General features: G+C 60.7%; 23 protein-coding genes and 1 pseudogene. 12 read left to right on the forward strand and 12 right to left on the reverse strand.

Annotated elements, in window-relative coordinates; genetic code table 11:
* The first annotated feature begins 105 nt into the window (after positions 1 to 105).
* From sad to QLG03_RS22415, 7 genes are all read left to right on the forward strand, one after another.
* Positions 106 to 1,491, forward strand: coding sequence for a succinate-semialdehyde dehydrogenase (gene sad, locus QLG03_RS22385; RefSeq protein WP_255987515.1), 1,386 nt, complete (start codon positions 106 to 108; stop codon positions 1,489 to 1,491).
* A gap of 80 nt (positions 1,492 to 1,571) precedes the next feature.
* Positions 1,572 to 2,498, forward strand: coding sequence for a glutaminase B (glsB, locus tag QLG03_RS22390; protein WP_023289637.1), 927 nt, complete (start codon positions 1,572 to 1,574; stop codon positions 2,496 to 2,498).
* Positions 2,498 to 2,866 (forward strand): DUF4186 domain-containing protein, encoded by a 369-nt coding sequence (locus QLG03_RS22395; RefSeq protein WP_023289638.1) that lies wholly within the window; start codon positions 2,498 to 2,500, stop codon positions 2,864 to 2,866. The genes glsB and QLG03_RS22395 overlap by 1 nt, the downstream gene beginning before the upstream one ends.
* Positions 2,867 to 2,980: 114 nt before the next feature.
* The gene (locus tag QLG03_RS22400) at positions 2,981 to 4,405 is read left to right on the forward strand and encodes a GGDEF domain-containing protein (protein WP_023289639.1); all 1,425 of its coding nucleotides are present in this window, start codon (positions 2,981 to 2,983) and stop codon (positions 4,403 to 4,405) included.
* Positions 4,406 to 4,481: 76 nt separating this feature from the next.
* Positions 4,482 to 5,012, forward strand: coding sequence for a GNAT family N-acetyltransferase (locus QLG03_RS22405; protein ID WP_023289640.1), 531 nt, complete (start codon positions 4,482 to 4,484; stop codon positions 5,010 to 5,012).
* A gap of 113 nt (positions 5,013 to 5,125) precedes the next feature.
* Positions 5,126 to 6,577, forward strand: a complete 1,452-nt coding sequence (locus QLG03_RS22410) for a tagaturonate reductase (protein WP_274578548.1) — start codon at positions 5,126 to 5,128, stop codon at positions 6,575 to 6,577.
* Between the two features lie 254 nt (positions 6,578 to 6,831).
* The gene (locus QLG03_RS22415; protein ID WP_255987520.1) at positions 6,832 to 7,278 is read left to right on the forward strand and encodes a GNAT family N-acetyltransferase; all 447 of its coding nucleotides are present in this window, start codon (positions 6,832 to 6,834) and stop codon (positions 7,276 to 7,278) included.
* A gap of 208 nt (positions 7,279 to 7,486) precedes the next feature.
* Here the strand turns inward: QLG03_RS22415 and QLG03_RS22420 are convergent, their stop codons facing one another.
* From QLG03_RS22420 to QLG03_RS22440, 5 genes are all read right to left on the reverse strand, one after another.
* Complete coding sequence (locus QLG03_RS22420; RefSeq protein WP_255987522.1) at positions 7,487 to 7,867, reverse strand: tautomerase family protein; 381 nt, start codon at positions 7,865 to 7,867, stop codon at positions 7,487 to 7,489.
* Complete coding sequence (locus QLG03_RS22425; RefSeq protein WP_049014008.1) at positions 7,858 to 8,178, reverse strand: carboxymuconolactone decarboxylase family protein; 321 nt, start codon at positions 8,176 to 8,178, stop codon at positions 7,858 to 7,860. Before QLG03_RS22425 ends, QLG03_RS22420 begins: the two co-directional genes overlap by 10 nt.
* A 162-nt stretch (positions 8,179 to 8,340) precedes the next feature.
* Entirely contained in the window at positions 8,341 to 9,102 is a 762-nt protein-coding gene (tam, locus tag QLG03_RS22430) for a trans-aconitate 2-methyltransferase (protein ID WP_255987524.1), read from the reverse strand.
* A 206-nt stretch (positions 9,103 to 9,308) separates the two neighbouring features.
* A complete protein-coding gene (locus QLG03_RS22435; RefSeq protein WP_008804940.1) occupies positions 9,309 to 9,599 on the reverse strand; it encodes a hypothetical protein in 291 nt (96 codons plus the stop codon).
* A gap of 229 nt (positions 9,600 to 9,828) precedes the next feature.
* Positions 9,829 to 11,016: an MFS transporter gene (locus QLG03_RS22440; protein WP_023289646.1), complete on the reverse strand. Its 1,188-nt coding sequence runs from the start codon at positions 11,014 to 11,016 to the stop codon at positions 9,829 to 9,831.
* Positions 11,017 to 11,193: 177 nt separating this feature from the next.
* On the opposite strand from QLG03_RS22440, the gene QLG03_RS22445 reads away from it, so the two are divergent.
* Positions 11,194 to 11,640, forward strand: coding sequence for a VOC family protein (locus QLG03_RS22445; RefSeq protein ID WP_217259156.1), 447 nt, complete (start codon positions 11,194 to 11,196; stop codon positions 11,638 to 11,640).
* Positions 11,641 to 11,678: 38 nt separating this feature from the next.
* Here the strand turns inward: QLG03_RS22445 and QLG03_RS22450 are convergent, their stop codons facing one another.
* The gene (locus QLG03_RS22450; RefSeq protein ID WP_032452805.1) at positions 11,679 to 12,104 is read right to left on the reverse strand and encodes a VOC family protein; all 426 of its coding nucleotides are present in this window, start codon (positions 12,102 to 12,104) and stop codon (positions 11,679 to 11,681) included.
* 320 nt (positions 12,105 to 12,424) lie between these two features.
* Entirely contained in the window at positions 12,425 to 13,270 is an 846-nt protein-coding gene (locus QLG03_RS22455; protein WP_255987530.1) for a LysR substrate-binding domain-containing protein, read from the reverse strand.
* A gap of 74 nt (positions 13,271 to 13,344) precedes the next feature.
* Between QLG03_RS22455 and QLG03_RS22460 the strand changes: the two genes are divergently transcribed.
* Positions 13,345 to 14,418: a nitronate monooxygenase gene (locus QLG03_RS22460; RefSeq protein WP_255987532.1), complete on the forward strand. Its 1,074-nt coding sequence runs from the start codon at positions 13,345 to 13,347 to the stop codon at positions 14,416 to 14,418.
* 10 nt (positions 14,419 to 14,428) lie between these two features.
* Here the strand turns inward: QLG03_RS22460 and QLG03_RS22465 are convergent, their stop codons facing one another.
* Genes QLG03_RS22465 through QLG03_RS22480 form a run of 4 tightly spaced genes read right to left on the reverse strand, consistent with a single transcriptional unit; the run spans position 14,429 to position 17,731 of the window.
* Positions 14,429 to 15,088, reverse strand: a complete 660-nt coding sequence (locus QLG03_RS22465; RefSeq protein WP_072096700.1) for a methionine ABC transporter permease — start codon at positions 15,086 to 15,088, stop codon at positions 14,429 to 14,431.
* Positions 15,085 to 15,876, reverse strand: a complete 792-nt coding sequence (locus QLG03_RS22470; RefSeq protein ID WP_023289653.1) for a methionine ABC transporter ATP-binding protein — start codon at positions 15,874 to 15,876, stop codon at positions 15,085 to 15,087. Before QLG03_RS22470 ends, QLG03_RS22465 begins: the two co-directional genes overlap by 4 nt.
* The gene (locus QLG03_RS22475) at positions 15,873 to 16,679 is read right to left on the reverse strand and encodes a MetQ/NlpA family ABC transporter substrate-binding protein (RefSeq protein WP_032452814.1); all 807 of its coding nucleotides are present in this window, start codon (positions 16,677 to 16,679) and stop codon (positions 15,873 to 15,875) included. The genes QLG03_RS22470 and QLG03_RS22475 overlap by 4 nt, the downstream gene beginning before the upstream one ends.
* A gap of 23 nt (positions 16,680 to 16,702) precedes the next feature.
* Positions 16,703 to 17,731, reverse strand: coding sequence for an isopenicillin N synthase family oxygenase (locus QLG03_RS22480; RefSeq protein WP_217219841.1), 1,029 nt, complete (start codon positions 17,729 to 17,731; stop codon positions 16,703 to 16,705).
* 281 nt (positions 17,732 to 18,012) lie between these two features.
* Between QLG03_RS22480 and QLG03_RS22485 the strand changes: the two genes are divergently transcribed.
* The 3 genes and pseudogenes from QLG03_RS22485 to QLG03_RS22495 all read left to right on the forward strand — a co-directional run bounded on the left by QLG03_RS22485 (position 18,013) and on the right by QLG03_RS22495 (position 19,543).
* Positions 18,013 to 18,276 (forward strand): VF530 family protein, encoded by a 264-nt coding sequence (locus QLG03_RS22485; RefSeq protein ID WP_004205937.1) that lies wholly within the window; start codon positions 18,013 to 18,015, stop codon positions 18,274 to 18,276.
* Positions 18,277 to 18,297: 21 nt separating this feature from the next.
* Positions 18,298 to 18,609, forward strand: a complete 312-nt coding sequence (locus tag QLG03_RS22490) for a cupin domain-containing protein (RefSeq protein WP_023289656.1) — start codon at positions 18,298 to 18,300, stop codon at positions 18,607 to 18,609.
* A 178-nt stretch (positions 18,610 to 18,787) separates the two neighbouring features.
* Positions 18,788 to 19,543 (forward strand): annotated as a pseudogene (locus tag QLG03_RS22495) (VOC family protein).
* A gap of 9 nt (positions 19,544 to 19,552) precedes the next feature.
* On the opposite strand, the gene QLG03_RS22500 reads toward QLG03_RS22495, so the two are convergent.
* A complete protein-coding gene (locus QLG03_RS22500) occupies positions 19,553 to 20,497 on the reverse strand; it encodes an AraC family transcriptional regulator (RefSeq protein ID WP_044522989.1) in 945 nt (314 codons plus the stop codon).
* Positions 20,498 to 20,506: the final 9 nt, after the last annotated feature.

Here is a 20,506-nt window from a genome sequence, read left to right on the forward strand (position 1 = left end):
CTATTCTTCTTTTGTGAATGCGTTGCTTAATATTATTCATTTTCAATGAATGGAAAGGTAAGCCAGAATACGTTCACTTCGCAAGCAACGAGAGAGAGAATAACGATGAATTTATCTGCAACGCACGCCGTCTCCGTCAACCCGACTACCGGCGAGGTGGTCTCCTCGCTGCCGTGGGCCAGCGAACGCGAGGTCGACGCGGCTATCGCTCTCGCCGCGGCGGGCTATCGCCAGTGGCGTCAGACGCCGCTCGCCGCACGCGCCGACGCGCTGCGCCGCATCGGGGCCGAGCTGCGCGCCCGCGGTGAAGAGGTGGCCCAGACGATCACTCTTGAGATGGGCAAACCGATTGCTCAGGCTCGCGGCGAGGTGGCGAAATCCGCCAATCTCTGCGACTGGTATGCCGAACATGGCCCGGCGATGCTGGCGACCGAAGCCACCCTGGTGGAAAATAACCAGGCGGTGATCGAATATCGTCCGCTGGGGGCCATTCTGGCGGTGATGCCGTGGAACTTCCCGGTCTGGCAGGTGCTGCGCGGCGCGGTGCCGATCCTGCTGGCCGGCAACAGCTACCTGCTGAAGCACGCCCCGAACGTGATGGGCAGCGCCCGCCTGCTGGGCGAGATTTTTGCCGCCGCCGGCCTGCCGGAGGGCGTGTTTGGCTGGGTCAACGCCACCAATGACGGCGTTTCGCAGATTATCAATGACGACCGCATCGCGGCGGTGACCGTCACCGGCAGCGTCCGCGCCGGGAAAGCGATTGGCGCTCAGGCGGGCGCAGCGTTGAAGAAATGCGTGCTCGAGCTGGGGGGATCCGATCCCTTTATCGTTTTGAACGATGCCGATCTGGATGAAGCGGTGAAGGCCGCCGTCACCGGCCGCTATCAGAACAGCGGCCAGGTGTGCGCCGCGTCGAAGCGCTTTATCCTCGAAGCCGGCATTGCCGAGGCCTTCACCCGCAAATTTGTCGACGCCGTCGCGGCGCTGAAGATGGGCGATCCGCGCGACGAGCAGAATTACGTCGGGCCGATGGCGCGATTCGATCTGCGCGATGAACTGCACCAGCAGGTAACGGCGACCCTCGATGAAGGCGCAACCCTGCTGCTGGGGGCGGAAAAAATCGAAGGGGCGGGCAATTACTATGCGCCAACGGTCCTGGGCAACGTCACCGCCGGCATGACCGGCTTCCGCCAGGAGCTGTTTGGTCCGGTCGCGACCCTGACCACCGCCCGTGACGCAGCCCATGCGCTGGCCCTCGCCAACGACAGCGAATTTGGCCTGTCGGCAACGGTCTACACCACCGACGAGGCGCAGGCCCAGCGGTTTGCCCGCGAGCTGGAGTGCGGCGGTGTCTTCCTTAACGGCTACTGCGCCAGCGACGCCCGGGTGGCTTTCGGCGGCGTGAAGAAGAGCGGTTTTGGTCGTGAGCTGTCGCATTTTGGCCTGCATGAGTTCTGCAATGCGCAGACCGTCTGGAAAGACCGTCGCTAATCTGCGTTTGCCCCTGACGACCGTCGTTCTCGTCTGCTATACTCGCCCACCAAAATTCGACGGTGGGCAAGGAGCCGCGTGTGGCGACGGTGATCAATAACGCAATGCTGGAAGCCATTCTGGCAGAAATCAGGCCGCTGATTGGCCGCGGTAAAGTGGCGGATTATATTCCGGCGCTGGCCAGCGTCAGCGGCGATAAGCTTGGCATCGCTATCTGTACGGTGGACGGGCAACATTTTGCCGCCGGCGATGCCCATGAACGATTCTCCATCCAGTCGATCTCCAAGGTATTGAGTCTGGTGGTGGCCATGAACCACTATCAGGAAGAGGAGATCTGGCAGCGGGTGGGGAAAGATCCCTCCGGTCAGCCCTTTAACTCGCTTCTGCAGCTTGAGATCGAGCAGGGCAAACCGCGCAACCCGTTTATTAACGCCGGGGCGCTGGTTGTCTGCGACATGCTGCAGAGCCGGCTCAGCGCGCCGCGCCAGCGAATGCTGGAGATTGTCCGCCGCCTGAGCGGCGTGGCCGATATCGCCTACGATCCGCTGGTGGCCCGCTCTGAGTTTGAGCATTCGGCGCGCAACGCCGCTATCGCCTGGCTGATGAAATCCTTCGGCAACTTCCATAATGATGTCGCCACCGTGCTGCAGAACTATTTCCACTACTGTTCGCTGGAGATGAGCTGCGTCGAGCTGGCGCGAACCTTTCTGTTTCTCGCCGACCGCGGCATCGCCCCGCATCTCGAAACGCCGGTTATCGCGCCGATACAGTCCCGCCAGGTGAATGCCCTGATGATGACCAGCGGCATGTACCAGAACGCCGGCGAGTTTGCCTGGCGCGTCGGTCTGCCGGCGAAATCGGGCGTCGGCGGCGGAATTGTGGCGATTGTGCCGCAGGAGATGGCGATCGCGGTCTGGAGCCCGGAGCTTGACGAGGCGGGGAACTCCCTGGCCGGCGTGGCGCTGCTGGAGAAACTGACTCAGCGGCTGGGGAGGTCGGTGTTCTGATGGTCGATCAGGATCGATTATTTGCTCGCCTGGCGCGTTCGACGTTTCGTTCACGCTTCCGGCTGGGAATGAAAGAGCGGCAATACTGCCTCGATAAAGGGCCGGAGGTCATCGACCAGCATGCCGCCGATTTTATCCGTCAGCGGCTGGCGTCCGCCGCGCCGGCCAATGATGGCAAGCAGACGCCGATGCGCGGTCACCCGGTGTTTATCGCCCAGCACGCGACCGCCACCTGCTGTCGCGGCTGCCTGGAAAAATGGCACGCCATTCCCCACGGCCGCGCGCTGAGCGAGCAGGAGCAGCGCTATATTGTGCAGGTGATCCACCGCTGGCTGGTGCTGCAGATGAACGGCCCGTCTGTGCGCTAATTTGCATTTGATCGGCGCCGGAGTATGCCTGATAAATATTCTCATGTTATGATAATCCGCTAACTAACTATTAACATAATAATTGCCTGAAACAATTAGACGGATAATTACTGAATGTCTTCACTGTCGATTCGGTCATTTACGCTGTTTCGTGAAGAACAACCCGTGCGCGATGCACTGGTCTTATTTACGTTAACGCTATTGCTGCATTTTCTGGGCGCGATGCTGCGTCTGGTGCAGGAGCTCTCTTTCTTCTGGCCGCTCAACGCAGTGATGGCCGGGATCTTTGCGCGCTACGTATGGCTTAATCGCAGCTATTTTTATGCCGTCTGCTTTGCGGCAATGCTGGTCTATGACGGATTAACTTCGCGCTGGGGAATGGGCTTTGCCTCATTGCTGATTAACTTCTCCAATATTGTCTTTATTGTGACCCTGGCGCAGCTGGTGCTGTGGGATAAACGACGCGCCGACTCGATGCCCGGCCCGATTAACGCGCTTAATTTATTCTGTTTCTGTCTGTTAGCCGCGCTGCTGTGCGCAGCGGTCGGCGCGTTGGGGTCGGTGGACGTCGAGCGCGCCACCTTTATTCCCCAGCTGGCGGACTGGTTTAGCGAGCAGTTCTCGACGGCGGTGCTTATTCTGCCGTTTATTCTGACCCTGACGCTGCCCTCCGCGTTAAGCGGTTTTCGCTTTCGCCAGCTGCTGCCCGCGCTGGCGCTGGTGCTGTCGATTGCCCTCGGCGTGGCGGTGGGCGGCGCCGGCAGCATTACCTTCCCGTTACCGGCCCTGATCTGGTGCGCCGTGCGCTATCCGCTGCCCCTGACCTGCCTGTTGACCTTTCTCACCGGCATCGGCGAGATACTGCTGGTGGCCAACTCGTTAATTCACTTTGCGCCGGACACGCGAATGCAGCCGTGGCAGTTGTTCTCCACTCGCCTGGGGATCGCGGCGATGCTGATAAGTCCGGTGATCGTCGCCTCCAGCGTCGAGGCGATTAACATGCTGGTGAAACAGCTGGCCCTGCGCGCCGATTTTGATTTCCAGACCCGGGTCTATTCCCGTTCCGGGCTGAGCGAGGCGCTGAAGCGTCAGGCCTTGCCGGCCGATAAACTGCTGACGGTGATGGTGCTGGACATCGATGGCTTCAAAAGGGTGAACGATGCCCTGGGCCATGAGGGCGGAGATTGCGTACTGACTCAGTTTGCCCAGCAGGTCAGACAACTGGTGGGCGAGCAGGGTATGGTCGCCCGTATCGGCGGCGAGGAGTTTGCGGTCGCCGCCGTGGTCGACAGCACCCAGCAGGGTTACCTGCTGGCGGAGAAGATCCGCCACGGCGTAGAGTCGCAAGCTTTCGGTTGGGGACATAACCCGATCCACCTGACCATCAGTATGGGACTGGAGACACGCGAGGTGGGCCAGGCCCGTATTACCGAGCTGTTTAACCAGCTGCTGCTGGCGGCGGACGATGAAATGGTCAAAGCCAAACAGACAGGCCGTAACCGCATCTGTATGCCGACGCTGACGGAAAGCGCACCATAAGAAAATCCTATAGGTGTTATGCTTGTGTTAATGCTTGGTTAAAATATAGTGATGTGGTCAAAAACAAGGAGCTATTATGATCACATCATTTTCACTGCGCACGTTATCGCGCGACGATATTCTTCATCACCTTCCGGCATTAAGCGATATCCTGGCGAGCTGCGTGAACGGCGGCGCCTCGGTGAGCTTTATGCTGCCTTTCAGTCAGCAGACGGCGACGACCTTCTGGCAACATGTCGCCAACAGCGTGGCGGCCGGGGAGCGCATCGTGCTGGCCGCCCTTGACGCTGAGGAACGTCCCGTCGGCACCGTGCAACTTATCACCAGCCAACCGGAAAACCAGCCCCATCGTGCGGACGTGGCCAAACTTTTGGTTCACCAAAATGCCCGCCGCCTGGGGATTGCCAACGCGCTGATGGCGGAGCTGGAGCAAACCGCCCGGCGGGTAGGTAAGACGGTGCTGGTGCTGGACACGGCGACCGGCAGCGGGGCGGAACAGTTCTATGTCCGCTGTGGCTGGGAAAAAGTGGGCGAAATTCCGCGCTATGCGCTGATGCCTGACGGTGCGATGACCGCCACTTCACTGTTCTATAAGTTTCTTCCCTGACGGCGGTTATTACAGAATCCTTTGATCAAAACAGGGTTTCACTGGTAGTAAAACCTGATAAGTTATTGGACCAATTACTCAGGTTGTATGACTACTCTTAGAGGGAACCCATTGTGAAAACGTTAAACCGTCGTGATTTCCCCGGCGCGCAGTACCCTGACCGTATCATCCAGTTTGGAGAAGGTAACTTCCTGCGCGCATTCGTTGACTGGCAGATTGACCTGCTCAACACGCATACCGACCTGAATGCTGGCATCGTGGTCGTACGTCCTATCGCCACCGATTTCCCCCCCTCCCTGAATACCCAGGACGGCCTCTATACCACCATCATTCGCGGTCTCAACGAGCAGGGCGAAGCGGTGAGCGACGCGCGGCTGATCCGCTCGGTCAATCGGGAAATCAGCGCTTACGCTGACTACGACGCTTTTTTACGTCTGGCGCATAACCCCCAGATGCGGTTTGTCTTTTCCAATACCACTGAGGCGGGCATCAGCTACCATGCCGGGGATCGGTTTGATGACGCGCCGCCGGTAAGCTATCCGGCAAAACTGACCCGCCTGCTGTTTGAACGCTACCAGCATTTTGCCGGCGCAGCCGATAAGGGATGGGTGATCATCCCCTGCGAACTGATCGATTATAACGGCGAGGCGTTGCAGACGCTGGTGCTGCGCTATGCCTCCGAGTGGCAGCTGCCGCAGGCCTTTATCAACTGGCTGACGTCGGCAAATACCTTCTGTTCCACGCTGGTGGATCGCATTGTGACCGGCTACCCGCGCGATGAAGTGGCGGCTCTGGAGGCGCAAACCGGCTATCAGGACGCTTTCCTCGATACTGCCGAGCACTTTTATCTGTTCGTTATTCAGGGGCCCGCCTCATTAGCCAGCGAGTTGCGACTCGATAAGCTGCCGCTCAATGTGCGCATCGTGGACGATATCAAGCCCTATAAAGAGCGCAAAGTGGCGATCCTCAACGGGGCGCACACCGCCCTGGTGCCGGTGGCCTTCCAGGCCGGGATCGACACCGTCGGCGATGCGATGAACGATGCGGAAATTTGCGCGTTTGTCGAAAAGGCGATTTATGACGAGATTATTCCGGTGCTGGATCTGCCGCGCGATGAGCTGGTGTCATTCGCCAGCGCCGTGACCGGGCGCTTCCGTAATCCCTATATCAAACATCAGCTGCTCTCGATCGCTCTCAACGGCATGACCAAATACCGCACCCGTATTCTGCCGCAGCTGCTGGCAGGGCAGAAGGCGCATGGCGCGCTGCCGCCGCGCCTGACCTTCGCCCTGGCGGCGCTGATCGCCTTCTACCGGGGAGAGCGGGAGGGGACAAGCTATCCGGTACAGGATGATGCGGAATGGCTGACGCGCTACCAGACGCTCTGGGCGCGCCATCATGACGGCCAGATATGCACCCGCGAGCTGGTTTCCGCCGTGCTCAGCGTGGAGTCCCACTGGGAGCAGGATCTCAGCCAGATCCCCGGCCTGGTGGAGCAGGTCGCCGCTGACCTTGACGCTATCCTGACCCGCGGTATGCGCGACGCCGTCAGGCCGCTCTGCTGATAGCGGAGTCTATTCACCCGGCTGCGGCCGGGTTTAATCGCACTCGAATTAGTTACAACATACTTTTTTATTAACCAGATTAAGCCGGTCGGCAGCCTCGCTGCAAAAGGCTTTTTAGTGCCAAATCGCCCTGCGCAGGGGGAGAATTGTGGTTAAGCCGCTTGAACAAATACCTGCGCAGGAAAATAATGGCCTTAACACATATTTCCTGCCAATGTTCGCAGGCTAATTCATTCATCTGTAAGGAAACTCGCATGGTCATCGATATCCGGGAAGTTCGGCCGCATGACAAAGCCGAATGGCTTCAGCTCTGGGAAGGCTATACCCGCTTCTACGGCAGCCCGCAGCCGGAAGAGGTGACCGAATGCACCTGGCAGCGGATGCTGGAGGTGAACTCATCCGTGCTGGGCAGAGTCGCGGTGGTGGATGATACCGTGGTGGGGTTCGCTATCTGCATTCTGCACGAAGGCACCTGGGTCACCACGCCGATCTGCTATCTGGAGGATCTGTTCATCGATCCTGCCTTCCGCGGACAAGGCATTGCCAGAACGCTGATTAAGTCGCTGCAAACCGAAGGGGCTGAGAAAGGCTGGTCACGTCTATACTGGCATACTCGCCGTGATAATCCCGCCCGCCACCTGTATGATGAATTCACCCCGGCTGACGATTATGTGCGCTACAGGATCACCCTCGACTCCTGAAGCGATAAGATGTTGTTAAGCTTTTCCCGCTATAACAGGGGAAACAGGCTCAGGAGAAGCAACGATGGAAAAACGTCTCGAAACAGTGGTCAATCTGATAATGTTTCTTTCGCTATTGGCGACGGCCTGGGATCTGTCACTGGTGCATCATCTCGCCTGGTAGCAACAAAATAGCCTGAATCGCGGCGCCCTGCAGGCGCCGCCTGTCTTATTCACCCGCCATTATGCCGGCGCTGAAACTCCAGTCCTCCAGCTGGTTAAACTGGATCACCACCATCACGTCCTGCGGGCTGACCGCCATCTCATCGGCTAACCGCGCGCACAGCCGACGGTAGAGCCCCTGTTTCTGCGCCCGGCGGCGCGGCTTCCCGGCGAAAATATGAAACAGCACGAAGCGGGCGCTGCGCCCGCCGCTGAGATAATGCGGGTCGTAAATGCGCTGTCCGTCGGCGGTCTGCTCGATAAACTGAAATTTGTCCGCCGGCGGCACGCCAAACTCCGCCACCAGGCATTCATGGAATAGCGCCGACAGTTGAGCAAACTCCGCGGGACGCCAGGCCGCGCCAAGCGAAATACGCGTCAGAGGCATGGCGCCTCCTGCGCGTTCAGGCAGGTCAGGGCGCTGGCCGCCGCCGGCCAGCCGGCGTAAAACGCCAAGTGGGTAAACAATTCGACCATCTCCTCCTGGCTCAGGCCATTTTGATAGCCGTAGGCGATATGCCAGGGCAGTTGCTCCGTTTTGCCCAGCGCCGTCAGGGCGGAGAGAGTGATTAAGCTGCGTTCGCGGAGCGACAGCTCGCTGCGCGCCCAGATATCGCCAAACAGCACCGTTTCGGTCAGTTCGGCCAGTTTTGGCGCAATGGCGGCCAGCGTGTGGCGATCGACAGGGGGGGTATGCATAGTGACTCCCGTTACAGGTTGAAGTGGTCGTCACTGTCGCACGCTGAGGAATGTGTTGAATATCGCAATGTTCAGGATAGTTAATCCTGAAAATCAGGATGGTCAGCTGGCCCGCTCTTATTTTTGTGTTGGTTATGTTTTACGACTTGCTCAGGCCAACCGTCAGGCGGCTCTTTTTCGCGCCACGATAAACAGACGCGGGAAGCACAAAAGCACCATTCCGTTACACTGTAACGGATAGTGGTCGGCCAGCAATGCCAAATAGCGGGTCAGAAAGGCGCTCCTGGCCGGTTCATCGAGGCCCGTCAGATAAGGTCGCAGTCCGGTACCCTGCAGCCAGTCGACGATCGCCTGATGGGAAGCGAGCGGATGAAAATAGGTGGTGCGCCAGATATCAACTTCACAGCCCTGACGGGTGAGCAGATCGTACCAGGCGTTCGGCTGAAGCAAGGGCTGGCGACCACGGTCCGGTAATCCCAGCTCGCTGGCGACCTGACGCATCAGAGTATGGGAGGGCTCCTGCCAGTTATCCGGCATCTGCACCGCCAGCGTACCGTTCTCCGCCAGCTGGTTAACCAGATGCGGAAACAGCGTCTCATGATCCGCCAGCCACTGCAGCGAGGCGTTGGCATAGATCACGTCTGGCGGTTGCGCAGGCCGCCAGCTGGCGATATCGGCCTCGATAAACTCACAGTCAGGTAAGGCCTGCGTCGCCTGGTCCAGCATGGCCGGGGAGTTATCGATACCGACGATCGCCGCCAGCGGCCAGGCGGCACGCAGCAGGCGGGTACTGTTGCCCGGCCCGCAGCCAAGGTCAACGACGCTCTCGACCTGCAGGTGAGCGATACGGGAAAGCAGGTCAGCCGCCGGGCGGGTGCGCTCAGCGTCAAACTGCAGATACAGCGTGGGGTTCCAGTCGGCCATCGGGCGTTGTCCTGTGTAAGGGAGACAGGGCAAAGCATAGAACGCCCGGGGCCGCCTGTCAGGGGGAAATGATCCACTGCAGCATCTGCCTTGCGTGACAGTGTCACCGATAAAATAACCTCAGCAGGCTATCCCGTGCGTAATGGGCACATTGTCAGGGAGTAAGCGGATTGGGCAGCATCTGCGCCCGCAGCGGGCGCAGTGGCTTATTCGGCGTTCTTGAGCGCTTCGGCGCGGCTGGCGGTGGCGTAAACAAAATCCAGCATCGGCTCGAGATCGGTATCGTAGCCGGCCTGAATAATCTTCCCGCGCAGCCATTCTATTTCACTGGTGATATCGGGAGGGAAAATGTTGTTATCCTGCGCCCGGCGCAGCCATTTCAGCAGAAAGTTGTTCTTTCCTCTGATACCGCCCGACTTTTTCGACTTTCCGTGCATCTTCAGCGCGACCAGGACGCAGTAATAGAAATGAACGCGCTGATTAAAACTTTGGTGCATGTCTGTGTTTCCCGCCAGAATCAGGAATTCACCGTGTGGGTCAGTGATTCGGATTGGACTACGGCGGCGGGCCGGATCGTTGCGCGATCTCTGTTGTTTTCCGCCACCGTCCTTGCATCTGTCGCCAGACGCTGAAGGGGATGTTGGCACGGAAGCCGAATCGTCGTCAATTGCCGATTCGTTTTTTGCCGGTGTCGGCGGCCCGCGGCGTTCCGCGAGCCGGGCCTGGCTACGTCCTGACCGCGGCCCGCTGTTGCAGATATACGCGTAAAATCAGCAGGAAAGCGAACACTACGACGATTGCCGCCAGCAGATACAGGGTGGCGAGATCGTAGTAACCGGCGACCCAGCCGGCCAGCGGCCCGGTCAGCCCCAGCGCGAGATCAAGGAACGCCGAGTAGGTGCCAAGGGCGGTCCCCTGGTTTTGCTCTTCCACCTGTTTTACCGCCTCAACCCCCAACGCCGGGAAGACCAGCGAAAAACCCGAGCCGGTGAGAAAGGCGCCGATCCCCGCCACCCAGGCCGACGGCGCCAGCCAGATAAGCAGCAGGCCGAGACATTCGATGACGAAGCAGGCCAGGGATACCGGGACTCCGCCATAGCGAGTGATGGTGTTCCCCAGCACCAGGCGAACACAGATAAAGCCGACGCTGAACAGCGAGAGGGTAAACGCGGCGCCCTGCCAGCTGTGCGCGGCAAAGTAGAGGGTGATAAAGGTGGCAATAACGCCGAAACCGACGGTGCCAAAGGCCAGCCCCAGCCCATAAGGCCAGATTTTGCGCACCACCGCGTGAAAGGGCGCTCTGACGCCGGCGGTCACGCTGACGTCCTGCCGCGTGCGGGCGAACAGCAGGCCGATGGCGGCGACCAGCACCACCACCGTGGCAAAGCCGCTGATGCCGAAATACTGGTTAAGGGTGACCCCCAGCGGCGCGCCGACCGCCATCGCCACATAGGTTGCCACGCCGTTCCAGGAGATCACCCGCGACGTATGGATCGCGCCGACGGTTTTGATCCCCCAGAGCGTGGCGCCGGTGGCGGTAAAGCTTTCGCCGACGCCAAGAAACACCCGGCCCGCCAACAGCGCGGCAATCGCCAGCATCGGCATCGCCTGCAACATTACCGCCAGCAGCGTGAAGGCGCCGCTGAGCAGACAGCAGACGATCCCGAGGCTAACCACTTTTTTCGGGCCCCAGATATCGGTGTAGCGCCCGGCGTGCGGCCGGCTTATCAGCGTCGAGATGTACTGCAGGCTGATCACGATCCCGGCGACAAAGGTGCTGTAGCCCAGCTGATAGTGAATATAACCCGGCAGAACGGCCAGCGGCAGACCAATGGAGAGGTAACAGATACAGGTAAAAACAACGATCGAAATGATGCGCAGATTAAGTTGCGTGGTGCTGACGGAAGTGCTCATAGGGATAAAGGGTTAATACATAGGGATGTTTAGCATAACGCGCCGCGAAGAGGCTGGCGAGTGGCGAGGGCGTTTTATCCGTGATCGATGGCCTCACCGCCGTCATTAACGGTGTTGCCGCGGACGCCGGCTTCGGGGCATGATGACGGTATCTTGCCGCCGCCTTGAGGAGAGAATATGTCCCAGGAATTCGCCGATATTGACGTTATGTTCATTGCGGGCTTCGGCCCTATTACCCAAAGCACCGCGCAAAGCCGTGATTTCTATTGTCAGGCATTGGGATTACCGCTGAAGCCGATGCCGGGTAACGAGGCGTATCTGCTCAGCGAGCAGGATGCCATCGGCGGGGTGAAGCATTTTGCGCTGTGGCCGCTGGCGCAGGCGGCGCAGTCCTGTTTTGGTCAGGAGCAGTGGCCGGAGACGGAGCCGGTGCCGCAGGCGTGGATTGAATTTGAGGTCCGCGACCTTGCCGCGGCGACGGCGCGACTGCAGCAGCAGGGGTACCACCTCCTTGTTGCCGCGCGCGACGAGCCGTGGGGGCAGACCGTCACCCGTCTGCTCAGTCCGGAAGGTCTGCTGGCCGGGCTTACCGTGACGCCGTGGCTGCGGTCGGAACAGGCTTAACGCCCCCGCCGGGCGCGGTGCGGGTCACCTCAGGGAGGTTATTGAGGCTCCTCGTGATGTGAAACGTTTCGCACTTCCCCCCAGGCGCGGTTTTGCAGCACGGTGCGATAGCCGTCGCGGTCGACGAAAGTGACGCCGTTGACCTCCCAGTAGGGGTTGAATGCCGTGACGCGCAGAAACCCGGCGGCGTCCATGGCGCTGCATTGTGCCTTCCAGGCCTCAGGCTGCGGATAGTACAGCACCAGCAGATCTTCATCTCCTGGCGAGGGGGTAACGGGATGGTGGCGGCAGTGGGTGAATTCCAGATGCCAGCTGGCATCCGGCGAACCGATCATCATCCCGCTGAATCCTTCATGATCGGTAAAGCTTCCAAGTTGCTGCAGCCCCAGCCCGGCGCAATACATGCTGGCGGTGCTCTCCAGTTCGCTGACCGGTCTGGCGATGCGCATGTGGCAGAACGACATAATGACTCCCAAAAGGTGTAGGCCGGGTCAGGCGCAGCCGGCACCCGGCAAAAAAGGGCATCATGGCCGCGACCTGGCGCCCGGCGGCGCTGCGCTTGCGCGGGCCTACGGAGCGGAGGATCCCTATAGCCGGCTAAGCGCCGCCATGTAGGCCGGGTCAGGCGTAGCCGCCACCCGGCAAAAAAGCGGCATCATGGCCGCGACCTGGCGAAAACGATTTTGTCGCTCGGATGGATACTGTAGCGGCAAAAGGCCTCTGCGTTTGTCGGTAAGCGCTCAGGTTCGCCTCCGGCGAGTGCGTCGCGGTTTCCTCTTTTAGCTTAGCCGTTCGCGGCGCTTTGCAACAGGATGCGCCACTCGCTGAGGGCGGAGGTGCTGAACCCCTGGCGCCAGATAAGCTGGGTGGTCGCCTCGCACAGTGGTTCACTTAGGCTGTTTTCGGGAATCGTCATCAGCGCCAGCACGCTCTGCGGCAACAGGCAGGCGTAGCGCCCGGAGGCCACGCAGGCCAGCATGCTGTGATAGGAGCTCACCTCATGCACCTCGACGGCCGCCTGTTGTTCCGCCAGCCAGCGCTCTCCCAGCGCCCGATAGCTGCAGCCGCTGGCAAATGCCGCGAACCGCAGCGGGCCAGCGCTCTGCGGACGGACCAGCATCAGGGTTTCCTGAAACACCGGGACAGATCCCAGGCCTGGCGGGCATGCCGGTTGGCCATCCGTCCCTGGCGGCAGGCAGACCAGCGCGGCATCAAGGGCGGCGGTTAATACCCCCTCGGTTAACTGGCGGGTCGGCCGGGTGCTGAGCGTGACATCCACCTGCGGGCACCGCTGTTGGAAGCGGGTGAGCAGCGGCGGCAGACGGCTGGCGGCGGTCGCCTCCATCGCGCCCAGCCGCAGGCTGCCGCCGGGCGTTGTTGGATGCAGACTCTGCTTTGCCTCTTCCGCCAGGCTCAGGATCCGCCGGGCATAGCTGAGAAACTGAACGCCTGCCGGCGACAGCACCATTTTTTTGTTGCCGCGGACGAAGAGTTCCACGGCAAGCTCCTCCTCCAGTTGCTGAATACGGGTGGTGATATTGGACTGGGCGCGGCCAAGCCGTTTTGCTGCCAGAGTGACGCTTTGCGTGTCGGCCACCTGGATAAAAATCTGCAGTGTGCTGTGGTTCATATTTTTATTCTCAATATGATAATGATGTTGATCTTATCATCTTTAAAAGAGATGGTAAGCCTCCGGCATCGCTCATGTACGAGGAACCCATGCAAAATTCACTGCTTTCGCTTCTTGATATTGACTACCCCCTGATCCAGGCCCCGATGGCGGGCGTCTCCACCCCCGCGCTGGCTGCCGCGGTGAGTCATGCCGGGGCGCTGGGTTCGCTGGGGCTGGGTGCTTCAACCGTTGCCCAGGCGGAAGCGATGATCGTCGCCACCCGCCAGCTGACGGACCGGCCGTTCAATGTCAATCTGTTTTGCCATGCGCCGCCCCGGCGCGACGCTCGACGGGAGGCGGACTGGGCTGAGACGCTGCGCCCCCATTTTACCCGCTTTGGCAGTATCCCTCCGGCGTCGCTTAGGGAGATATACCAGACGTTTATCGGCCACACCGCCATGCTGGAGCTGCTTCTCGATCTCTCACCCGCGGTGGTGAGCTTCCATTTCGGCCTTCCTGAGCGCGAGGCGATCCAGCGCCTGCGACAGCAGGGGATCGTCACTCTGGCCACGGCGACGTCGCTTAAGGAGGCGCAGGTCATTGAGCAGCAGGGGATTGACGTGGTGGTCGCTCAGGGCTTTGAGGCGGGCGGGCACCGGGGGATCTTCGACCCGCAGGAGCCAGATGCGCAGATGAGCACCTTTACTCTGGTGCAACATCTGCGGCGTCGGCTGACCATCCCGGTGGTCGCCGCCGGGGGCATCATGGACGGCGCGGGGATCGCCAGCGTGATGCAGCTGGGGGCGCAGGGCGCTCAGCTCGGCACGGCGTTTTTACTCTGTCCGGAATCGGCCGCCGACGCCGGCTACCGCGCGGCGATCGCTAACAGCATTGACGGGCGTACGGTACTGACCTCAGCGATATCCGGGCGTCCGGCACGTTGTCTGGCGAATACCTTCTGCGCAGTGGGGGAAGCCTGTCCGGCGAGCGCTGTGCCGGATTATCCGCTGGCATATGATATCGGCAAAGCGCTGGCCGCCGCCGCGAAAGCCCAGGGCGTCCATGAGTATGGCGCGCACTGGGCCGGGCAGGGTGTGGGGTTGATCCGCGAGTGTGACGCCGCCAGTCTGGTCCGCCAGCTGGCGGCTGAGTGCGGCTGGAATTAATATCTGACGGTTAGCGGCGGTGTGCCAGGCGGCGCACCAGCCGATCGCCGGCCATTTGTACGCCCTGAACCATCGCCACCAGGATCAGCACCGTGCCAAACATCACCTCATTATTGAACCGCTGATAGCCGTAGCGGATGGCGAGGTCGCCGAGTCCGCCGCCGCCGATCACCCCGGCCATCGACGAAAAGCCAATCAGCATCACGATGGTCAGCGTAATCCCGGCCAGCAGCGTCGGCAGGGCTTCCGGCAGCAGAGATTTAAAAATCACGTGCCAGACGTTGCCGCCCATCGACAGAATGGCTTCGATTCTCCCGTAATCCACCTCGTCGAGCGCGTTTTCCGTCAGGCGGGCAAAGAACGGAAAGGCGCCGATGGTCACCGGCACGATAGCGGCGGTGCTGCCCAGCGTGGTGCCGACGATCAGGCGGGTAAAAGGGATCAGCGCGATCAGCAGCACGATAAACGGTAACGATCTGCCGATGTTGATCGCCGCCCCCAGCAGCGCGTTCAGTTTCGGCATCGGCGCGAGGCCGTTGGCGCGGGAAATAAATAACAACACACCGGTGGGCAGCCCGATCAGCACGGTAAACAGGGCCGCCAGGCCCACCATATAGAGCGTATCCAGCGTGCCGTCGAGTAATAACGGCCACAAATCTTCCCAGCTCATGCTACTCCGCATAATGGCCTCCCCTGAACGCCGTGACGGGTAAGAAAATCCTGTTCAGCCTGCGGGTCGTGCAGCAGCGACTGACGCAGCCGCGACCACGGGGTCACCAGCAGGTCGGCGAGTTTGCCGCTTTCGACAATTTCGCCCTGTTCCAGCAACGCCGCGTGGTCACAAATGGTTTTCACCACCTCCAGCTGGTGCGTTATCAGCACAATGGTCAGATTGAGCCGCTGGTTAATATCCGCCAGCAGAGCCAGCACCGAGGCGGTGGTCTCGGGATCCAGCGCGCTGGTCGCCTCATCGCACAGCAGCACCTCCGGTCGGGCGGCCAGCGCCCGGGCGATGCCGACGCGCTGTTTTTGCCCGCCGGAAAGCTGAGACGGGAAGGCGGCGGCCTTGTCGCTGAGATCCACCAGCTCCAGCAGTTCGCGCACCCGCGCTTCGCGAGCGGCCCGCGGCACCCCGGCTATCTCCAGCGGCACCGCGATGTTGTCGGCGACGGTGCGGGCATGCAGCAGATTGAAGTGCTGGAAAATCATCCCGGTACGCAGGCGATAATCCCGCAGCGCCGCCTTGTTCAGCTGTGTAATATCCTGTCCGTTCACCAGAATGCGGCCCGAGGTGGGCCGCTCCAGCAAATTGAGACAGCGGATGAGCGTACTTTTGCCGGCGCCGCTGCGCCCGAGAATGCCGTATATCGCCCCTTTCGGGATCTGTAACGCGATATCGTTCAGCGCCGGTCGGCCGGTTCCGGCGTAGGTTTTGCTCAGCCCTTCGATGGTTATCATGACTGAGGGGCCACCGGGATCACCGAGCCGTTGTAGTTTTTACGGATAAACTCCGCTACCTGCGGCGACGTCAGGTCTTTCGCCAGCGCCTTAATGCGCGGGTCATTGGCCAGGGCTGGGGTGGTCACCAGGATATTGGCGTAGGGGTTATGCTCGGCGCTTTCCAGCCCCAGAGCGTCTTTCGCCGGCACCAGCCCGGCTTCGAGGGCGTAGTTACCGTTAATCACCGCCAGGTCGACATCGTCGAGGGAGCGCGGGATCTGCGGCGATTCAATCTCCAGGATCTTCAGGTGTTTCGGGTTCTCGACAATATCCTTCGGCGTCGCCAGAGTGGTGGCCGGGTCGGTAAATTTAGGGTCCAGCTTGATAAGCTTCTGCGCCTGCAGCAGGAACAGCGCACGGCTCAGGTTGGTGGTGTTATTCGGCACCGCCACCGTGGCGTTGTCCGGCAGCGACGAGAAATTTTTATGTTTATGCGAGTAGATCCCCAGCGGCTCAATGTGCACGGTGGCCGCGACGGCAAAGGTTTTACCCAGCGCTTTTTCCTGATCCTTCAGGTAGGGAACATGCTGGAAGTAGTTGGCATCCACGTCGCCACTGGCCAGCAGTTCATTGGCGTTGACCCCGCTGGTCAGCTCCACCACCTTCAGATCGAGGCTGGGATCGATTTTTTTGATGTAGTTGAGGATCTCCGCGTGGGGAACCGGGTCCGCGGCGACGCGCAGCGCGGCGGCCTGGGCAGACGTCCATGCCAGAGAAAGAGACAGTGCGACCCCTGCCAGTTTAAAAGCGGCATATTTCATGGTGTGTTCCTTTTTAGTTATGGTTAAACGATCAATTGCTCGGCGCGTTCGCGAAACACGTCCTGATAGTAGCGTTCCGCCACGTCCGGATGGGAACGCAGACGGCCCTTGAGATAATTCCAGCCGACATCGCGCAGCAGCGGATTGTGCGGGTCGCTGTCCGGACCGCGCGCCTCACGCGCCAGCTCGGGCGGCAGGGTATAAACCGGCACCACCGCGTCAAGCTGGGCGCCAAGGAAAAAAGCGATGGAGAGGCGCTGCTGCTGCGCCGGCGGCGAAACCACCCGGTGAACGGTAGCGCGCAGATAGCCGTTGGTGGCCAGCTCGAGCAGTTCGCCAATATTGACCACAAAGCTGCCGGCCAGCGGCACAGCGTCGATCCACTGTCCGGGCGCCACCTCAACCTGCAGCCCTTTCTGTTCGTCCTGCAGCAGGAAGCTGAGAAAACCGGAATCTTTATGGGCGCCGACGCCCTGGCTGCTTTGCGTCTCCTGCTGGCCGGGATAGCGGATCAGTTTGATATGCTCGTTGGGTTTGTCGCCATAGAGCCGGTCAAAGGCATTCTCCGGGAGCTGCAGCGCTTCGGCAAAGGCGCGCAGCAGGCGGATCCCCACCTGGGTCATCTGCTGTTGCCAGTGAAGTAATACCGGTTTAAGCGACGGCAGGGCGGCAGGCCACAGATTCGGACCCTGCAGGCGCTGCCAGCGCGGGGCGTCATCGCTGAGGGTCAGCGCCGGACGTTCGGCGCCGATATCAAACTGCTCTCGCCAGTCAGGCTGGCCGCGCGTCAGCTCAGAGGCCGCGCGGTTATAGCCGCGAAAATGGGGGGAGTGGATCATCGCCACCTGCTGTTTTTGCGCCTCATCGAGGGCAAAAAAGCGTTGGGACTGGCGCTGAACTTCATATTGAAGCGCGTCGTCGACACCGTGGTTGATCAGATAAAAGAAGCCGATGTCGCGGGCGGCGTGGCGCAGGTCGGCCAGGAAGGCCGCTTTATTCGCGGGGTCCGCGTAGCGGGCCAGATCGAGAATCGGCAGGGTTGTCGCGTTCATGGTGTTCTCCGAAAACGGGATAATATGTTATGGGTCGATTCAGGTTCAGGGTTCGGGCACAACAGCAGCGCATGGTGATTTCCTCTGTTCGGGGCTGAGCACAGCTTGCCTCAGGGCCAGATAATCAACCAATAACGTTATTTTCTAATTTATATTCGCGCGGGGTTCAGTGCTTTTGCGTTAAATAGATAAAGGCGTAAGGGCGAACTGAAGCCGTTGCGCCTGTCACCGAGAGCCAGTAAGGTGGGCGCACTTTTTTAATGCGGAACGGATGTATCCTCATGCACAGTTCAAAAGATCCCCTGCACGGCGTGACGCTGGAAGCGCTGCTCAATGCCCTGGTCGCGCGCTACGGCTGGGCGGAAATGGCCCGCCAGGTCAACATTAACTGCTTTAAAAGCGATCCCAGCATCAAGTCCAGCCTGAAATTTCTCCGCCGGACGCCGTGGGCGCGCAAAGAGGTGGAGGCGATGTATCTGGCTTCGCTCGACGACGATGCGCCGGCAGAGAAAGCGGATCCATGGGCAAACTGGCAGAAAAAATAACCCTTACCACAGGACATCATTATGCAGAGCTGGAGCAGTAAAGATTTCACCGCCGACCGCGCGTGGGGCGCGCTGGATATCGCCAATTTTTCCGGCACCACCGTGCGCCTGCACTGGACCGACCAACCCTATATCTGGCACATCAACGACGGTCAGGAGGTGTTTGCCGTCATGGATGGTCAGGTGGCGATGCATGTGAAAGTCAACGGCGAGGAGCAGGTGATCGTGCTGAACGCCGGCGATATCTTCTACGCCGAGGTGGGATGCGAGCATGTCGCTCATCCCCAGGGGGCGGCGCGTATTCTGGTGATTGAGAAAGAAGGGTCGGTCTGATCCCGCCGGCGGGCCATTCGTTAGTCCGCCGTTTCATCGCCTGTCAGACTCCATATACCGCGTTGATATAAATCACGTATCCAGCTTTCGATATACTTAATTCTTGTTTGCCATTCCCTTCACCCCGGCACTATCTTTTGCCGCAGACGCCTGAACAGGCACAACCGCGGGAGAGATCATGGCAACCTTGCAGTGGGACCACGCAGTACAGTTTGTGAATCAGCCGGAAGCGGCGATTGAAACCTTTGCCGGACAGCAGCTGCGGGCGGTGGCCGGCGGGCGCCATCCGGGGTGGGGAACCCGCAATGCGCTGAGCTATTTTGGTCTGACCTATATCGAATTCCTCGCCATTTCCGACCCGGACGAACTGCGCGCCGCGACGGACAGGTTTCTGCTCTCGCGGGATGCCGCGCGGTTGCTGCCGGAGAACGAAGCGCTGTTTCGCGTCGCGCTGCGCAGCGACGACATCGACGCCACCCATGACCACTTGCGGCGCAAGGGGCTGGCGGTGTCACCGATCGTCGATGGCCAGCGCCACGATCCGCAGGGCAATGTCATCCGCTGGCGGATCTTCACCATCGATGGCGACACCGACGGGCTGGTCTATCCTTTTGTGCTGCAGTGGGGAGAAGACGACGAGACCCGGCTGGCGCGGCTGCGCGCCCAGGGGCTGGACGTGCCTCATCCGCTGGGCGACATTGTACTCGAGCAGGCGGTGTTCGAGGTGGACAATCCGCAGGCGGTGCGCGATCGCTGGCAGGCGCTGCTGGGCTTCCCGCCACAGGGGGAGCAGGGGCTGGACGTGGGCGGCCAGTGGTTTACTTTCCGCGAAGGAGCCGCCAACCAGCTGACCTAACTGGTGTTTCGCGTCGCCAACCCGGCGCTTAAGGGGCAACGCTTTCGCGTTGGCAACGGCGTGTATCGCTTTATATAAAGGCTGACTCTAGCGTGCCGTGGCGCGCAGGGCCCCCGGCGGCTGGCCGGTGATGCGTTTGAAAGCCCGGCTGAAGGCCGCCAGCGACTGATACCCGAGGCGGAAGGCCACCTTTTCCAGCGCCTGGCCTTCGTGGGTGATGTACTGCACCGCCAGCCGCATACGCAGCTCGGTCAGATAGCGGGCGGGGGTGGTGCCGGTGGCGGCAAGAAAACGCTCGGCGAAGAGAGAGCGCGACAGCCCCGCCTCCCGCGCCAGATCTTCCACTTTCCAGTTCACGCCCGGACGCTGATGCATGGCGTAGATCGCTTTCGCCAGCCGGGGATCGCGCAGGACCTGCACCCAGCCGGTGGCGTTACCGCACCCGCATGCCACCCAGCCGCGGACAATCAGCGCGGCCACCACGTCCGCCAGCCGGGCGAGGATCCCGGCATAGCCCGCCTGGCGGGTGAGGGATTCCCGCTCCATTGCGGCCAGCAGCGGCTGGATCTCCGGCCAGGTGTGGAGCAGGCAACTCACCCGCATCACCTCGGGCATGGCCTTCACCAGCGGCTGCATGCCGCCGAGCTCAAAGTCCATGCAGCCGCTGAAAATCACGGCGCGCTCCGGGCAGTCAGGCTGGCCGCCAGCGTTGATGCAACTTACCGTGCTGCACACCGTTTCGCTGTTCAGCTGCGCCACATTCACCACCGCGGCCTGCGGATCGGAGAGAAGGGCGTGTCCGTCACCGTTGGGAATAAACAGCGCGTCGCCGCTCTCCAGGGTGAACTGTTCTCCGCTGGCCATGCGCAGCAGCACCGGTCCGCGGCTGATGAAATGGAACTGGGCTTTGCCCGCTACGGCGCTAAAGCCGACGCCAAACGGGCGGGAGGTTTCGATGCGCCGGTAATTCACGCCGGAGAGGCGCATACCGCGCAGCAGTTCGCTGGTCAGGTCGATAGTAGGCTGGCTCATGGTAATTCC

The organism is Klebsiella sp. V115_8 (genome assembly GCF_029967715.1).
Classification (GTDB): Bacteria; Pseudomonadota; Gammaproteobacteria; order Enterobacterales; family Enterobacteriaceae; genus Klebsiella; species Klebsiella quasipneumoniae.

Coding starts and splice junctions, on each gene's coding strand:
- QLG03_RS22480 (WP_217219841.1), bottom strand. CDS start 17,731: ATGAACGCGACAACCCTGCCGATTCTCGATCTGGCCCGCTACGCGGAC.
- QLG03_RS22475 (WP_032452814.1), bottom strand. CDS start 16,679: ATGAAATATGCCGCTTTTAAACTGGCAGGGGTCGCACTGTCTCTTTCT.
- QLG03_RS22485 (WP_004205937.1), top strand. CDS start 18,013: ATGCACAGTTCAAAAGATCCCCTGCACGGCGTGACGCTGGAAGCGCTG.
- QLG03_RS22415 (WP_255987520.1), top strand. CDS start 6,832: ATGGTCATCGATATCCGGGAAGTTCGGCCGCATGACAAAGCCGAATGG.
- QLG03_RS22400 (WP_023289639.1), top strand. CDS start 2,981: ATGTCTTCACTGTCGATTCGGTCATTTACGCTGTTTCGTGAAGAACAA.
- sad (WP_255987515.1), top strand. CDS start 106: ATGAATTTATCTGCAACGCACGCCGTCTCCGTCAACCCGACTACCGGC.
- QLG03_RS22470 (WP_023289653.1), bottom strand. CDS start 15,876: ATGATAACCATCGAAGGGCTGAGCAAAACCTACGCCGGAACCGGCCGA.
- QLG03_RS22435 (WP_008804940.1), bottom strand. CDS start 9,599: ATGCACCAAAGTTTTAATCAGCGCGTTCATTTCTATTACTGCGTCCTG.
- tam (WP_255987524.1), bottom strand. CDS start 9,102: ATGGCCGACTGGAACCCCACGCTGTATCTGCAGTTTGACGCTGAGCGC.
- QLG03_RS22405 (WP_023289640.1), top strand. CDS start 4,482: ATGATCACATCATTTTCACTGCGCACGTTATCGCGCGACGATATTCTT.
- QLG03_RS22455 (WP_255987530.1), bottom strand. CDS start 13,270: ATGAACCACAGCACACTGCAGATTTTTATCCAGGTGGCCGACACGCAA.
- QLG03_RS22500 (WP_044522989.1), bottom strand. CDS start 20,497: ATGAGCCAGCCTACTATCGACCTGACCAGCGAACTGCTGCGCGGTATG.
- QLG03_RS22465 (WP_072096700.1), bottom strand. CDS start 15,088: ATGAGCTGGGAAGATTTGTGGCCGTTATTACTCGACGGCACGCTGGAT.
- QLG03_RS22395 (WP_023289638.1), top strand. CDS start 2,498: ATGGTCGATCAGGATCGATTATTTGCTCGCCTGGCGCGTTCGACGTTT.
- QLG03_RS22440 (WP_023289646.1), bottom strand. CDS start 11,016: ATGAGCACTTCCGTCAGCACCACGCAACTTAATCTGCGCATCATTTCG.
- QLG03_RS22420 (WP_255987522.1), bottom strand. CDS start 7,867: ATGCCTCTGACGCGTATTTCGCTTGGCGCGGCCTGGCGTCCCGCGGAG.
- QLG03_RS22460 (WP_255987532.1), top strand. CDS start 13,345: ATGTACGAGGAACCCATGCAAAATTCACTGCTTTCGCTTCTTGATATT.
- QLG03_RS22490 (WP_023289656.1), top strand. CDS start 18,298: ATGCAGAGCTGGAGCAGTAAAGATTTCACCGCCGACCGCGCGTGGGGC.
- QLG03_RS22450 (WP_032452805.1), bottom strand. CDS start 12,104: ATGTCGTTCTGCCACATGCGCATCGCCAGACCGGTCAGCGAACTGGAG.
- QLG03_RS22445 (WP_217259156.1), top strand. CDS start 11,194: ATGTCCCAGGAATTCGCCGATATTGACGTTATGTTCATTGCGGGCTTC.
- QLG03_RS22425 (WP_049014008.1), bottom strand. CDS start 8,178: ATGCATACCCCCCCTGTCGATCGCCACACGCTGGCCGCCATTGCGCCA.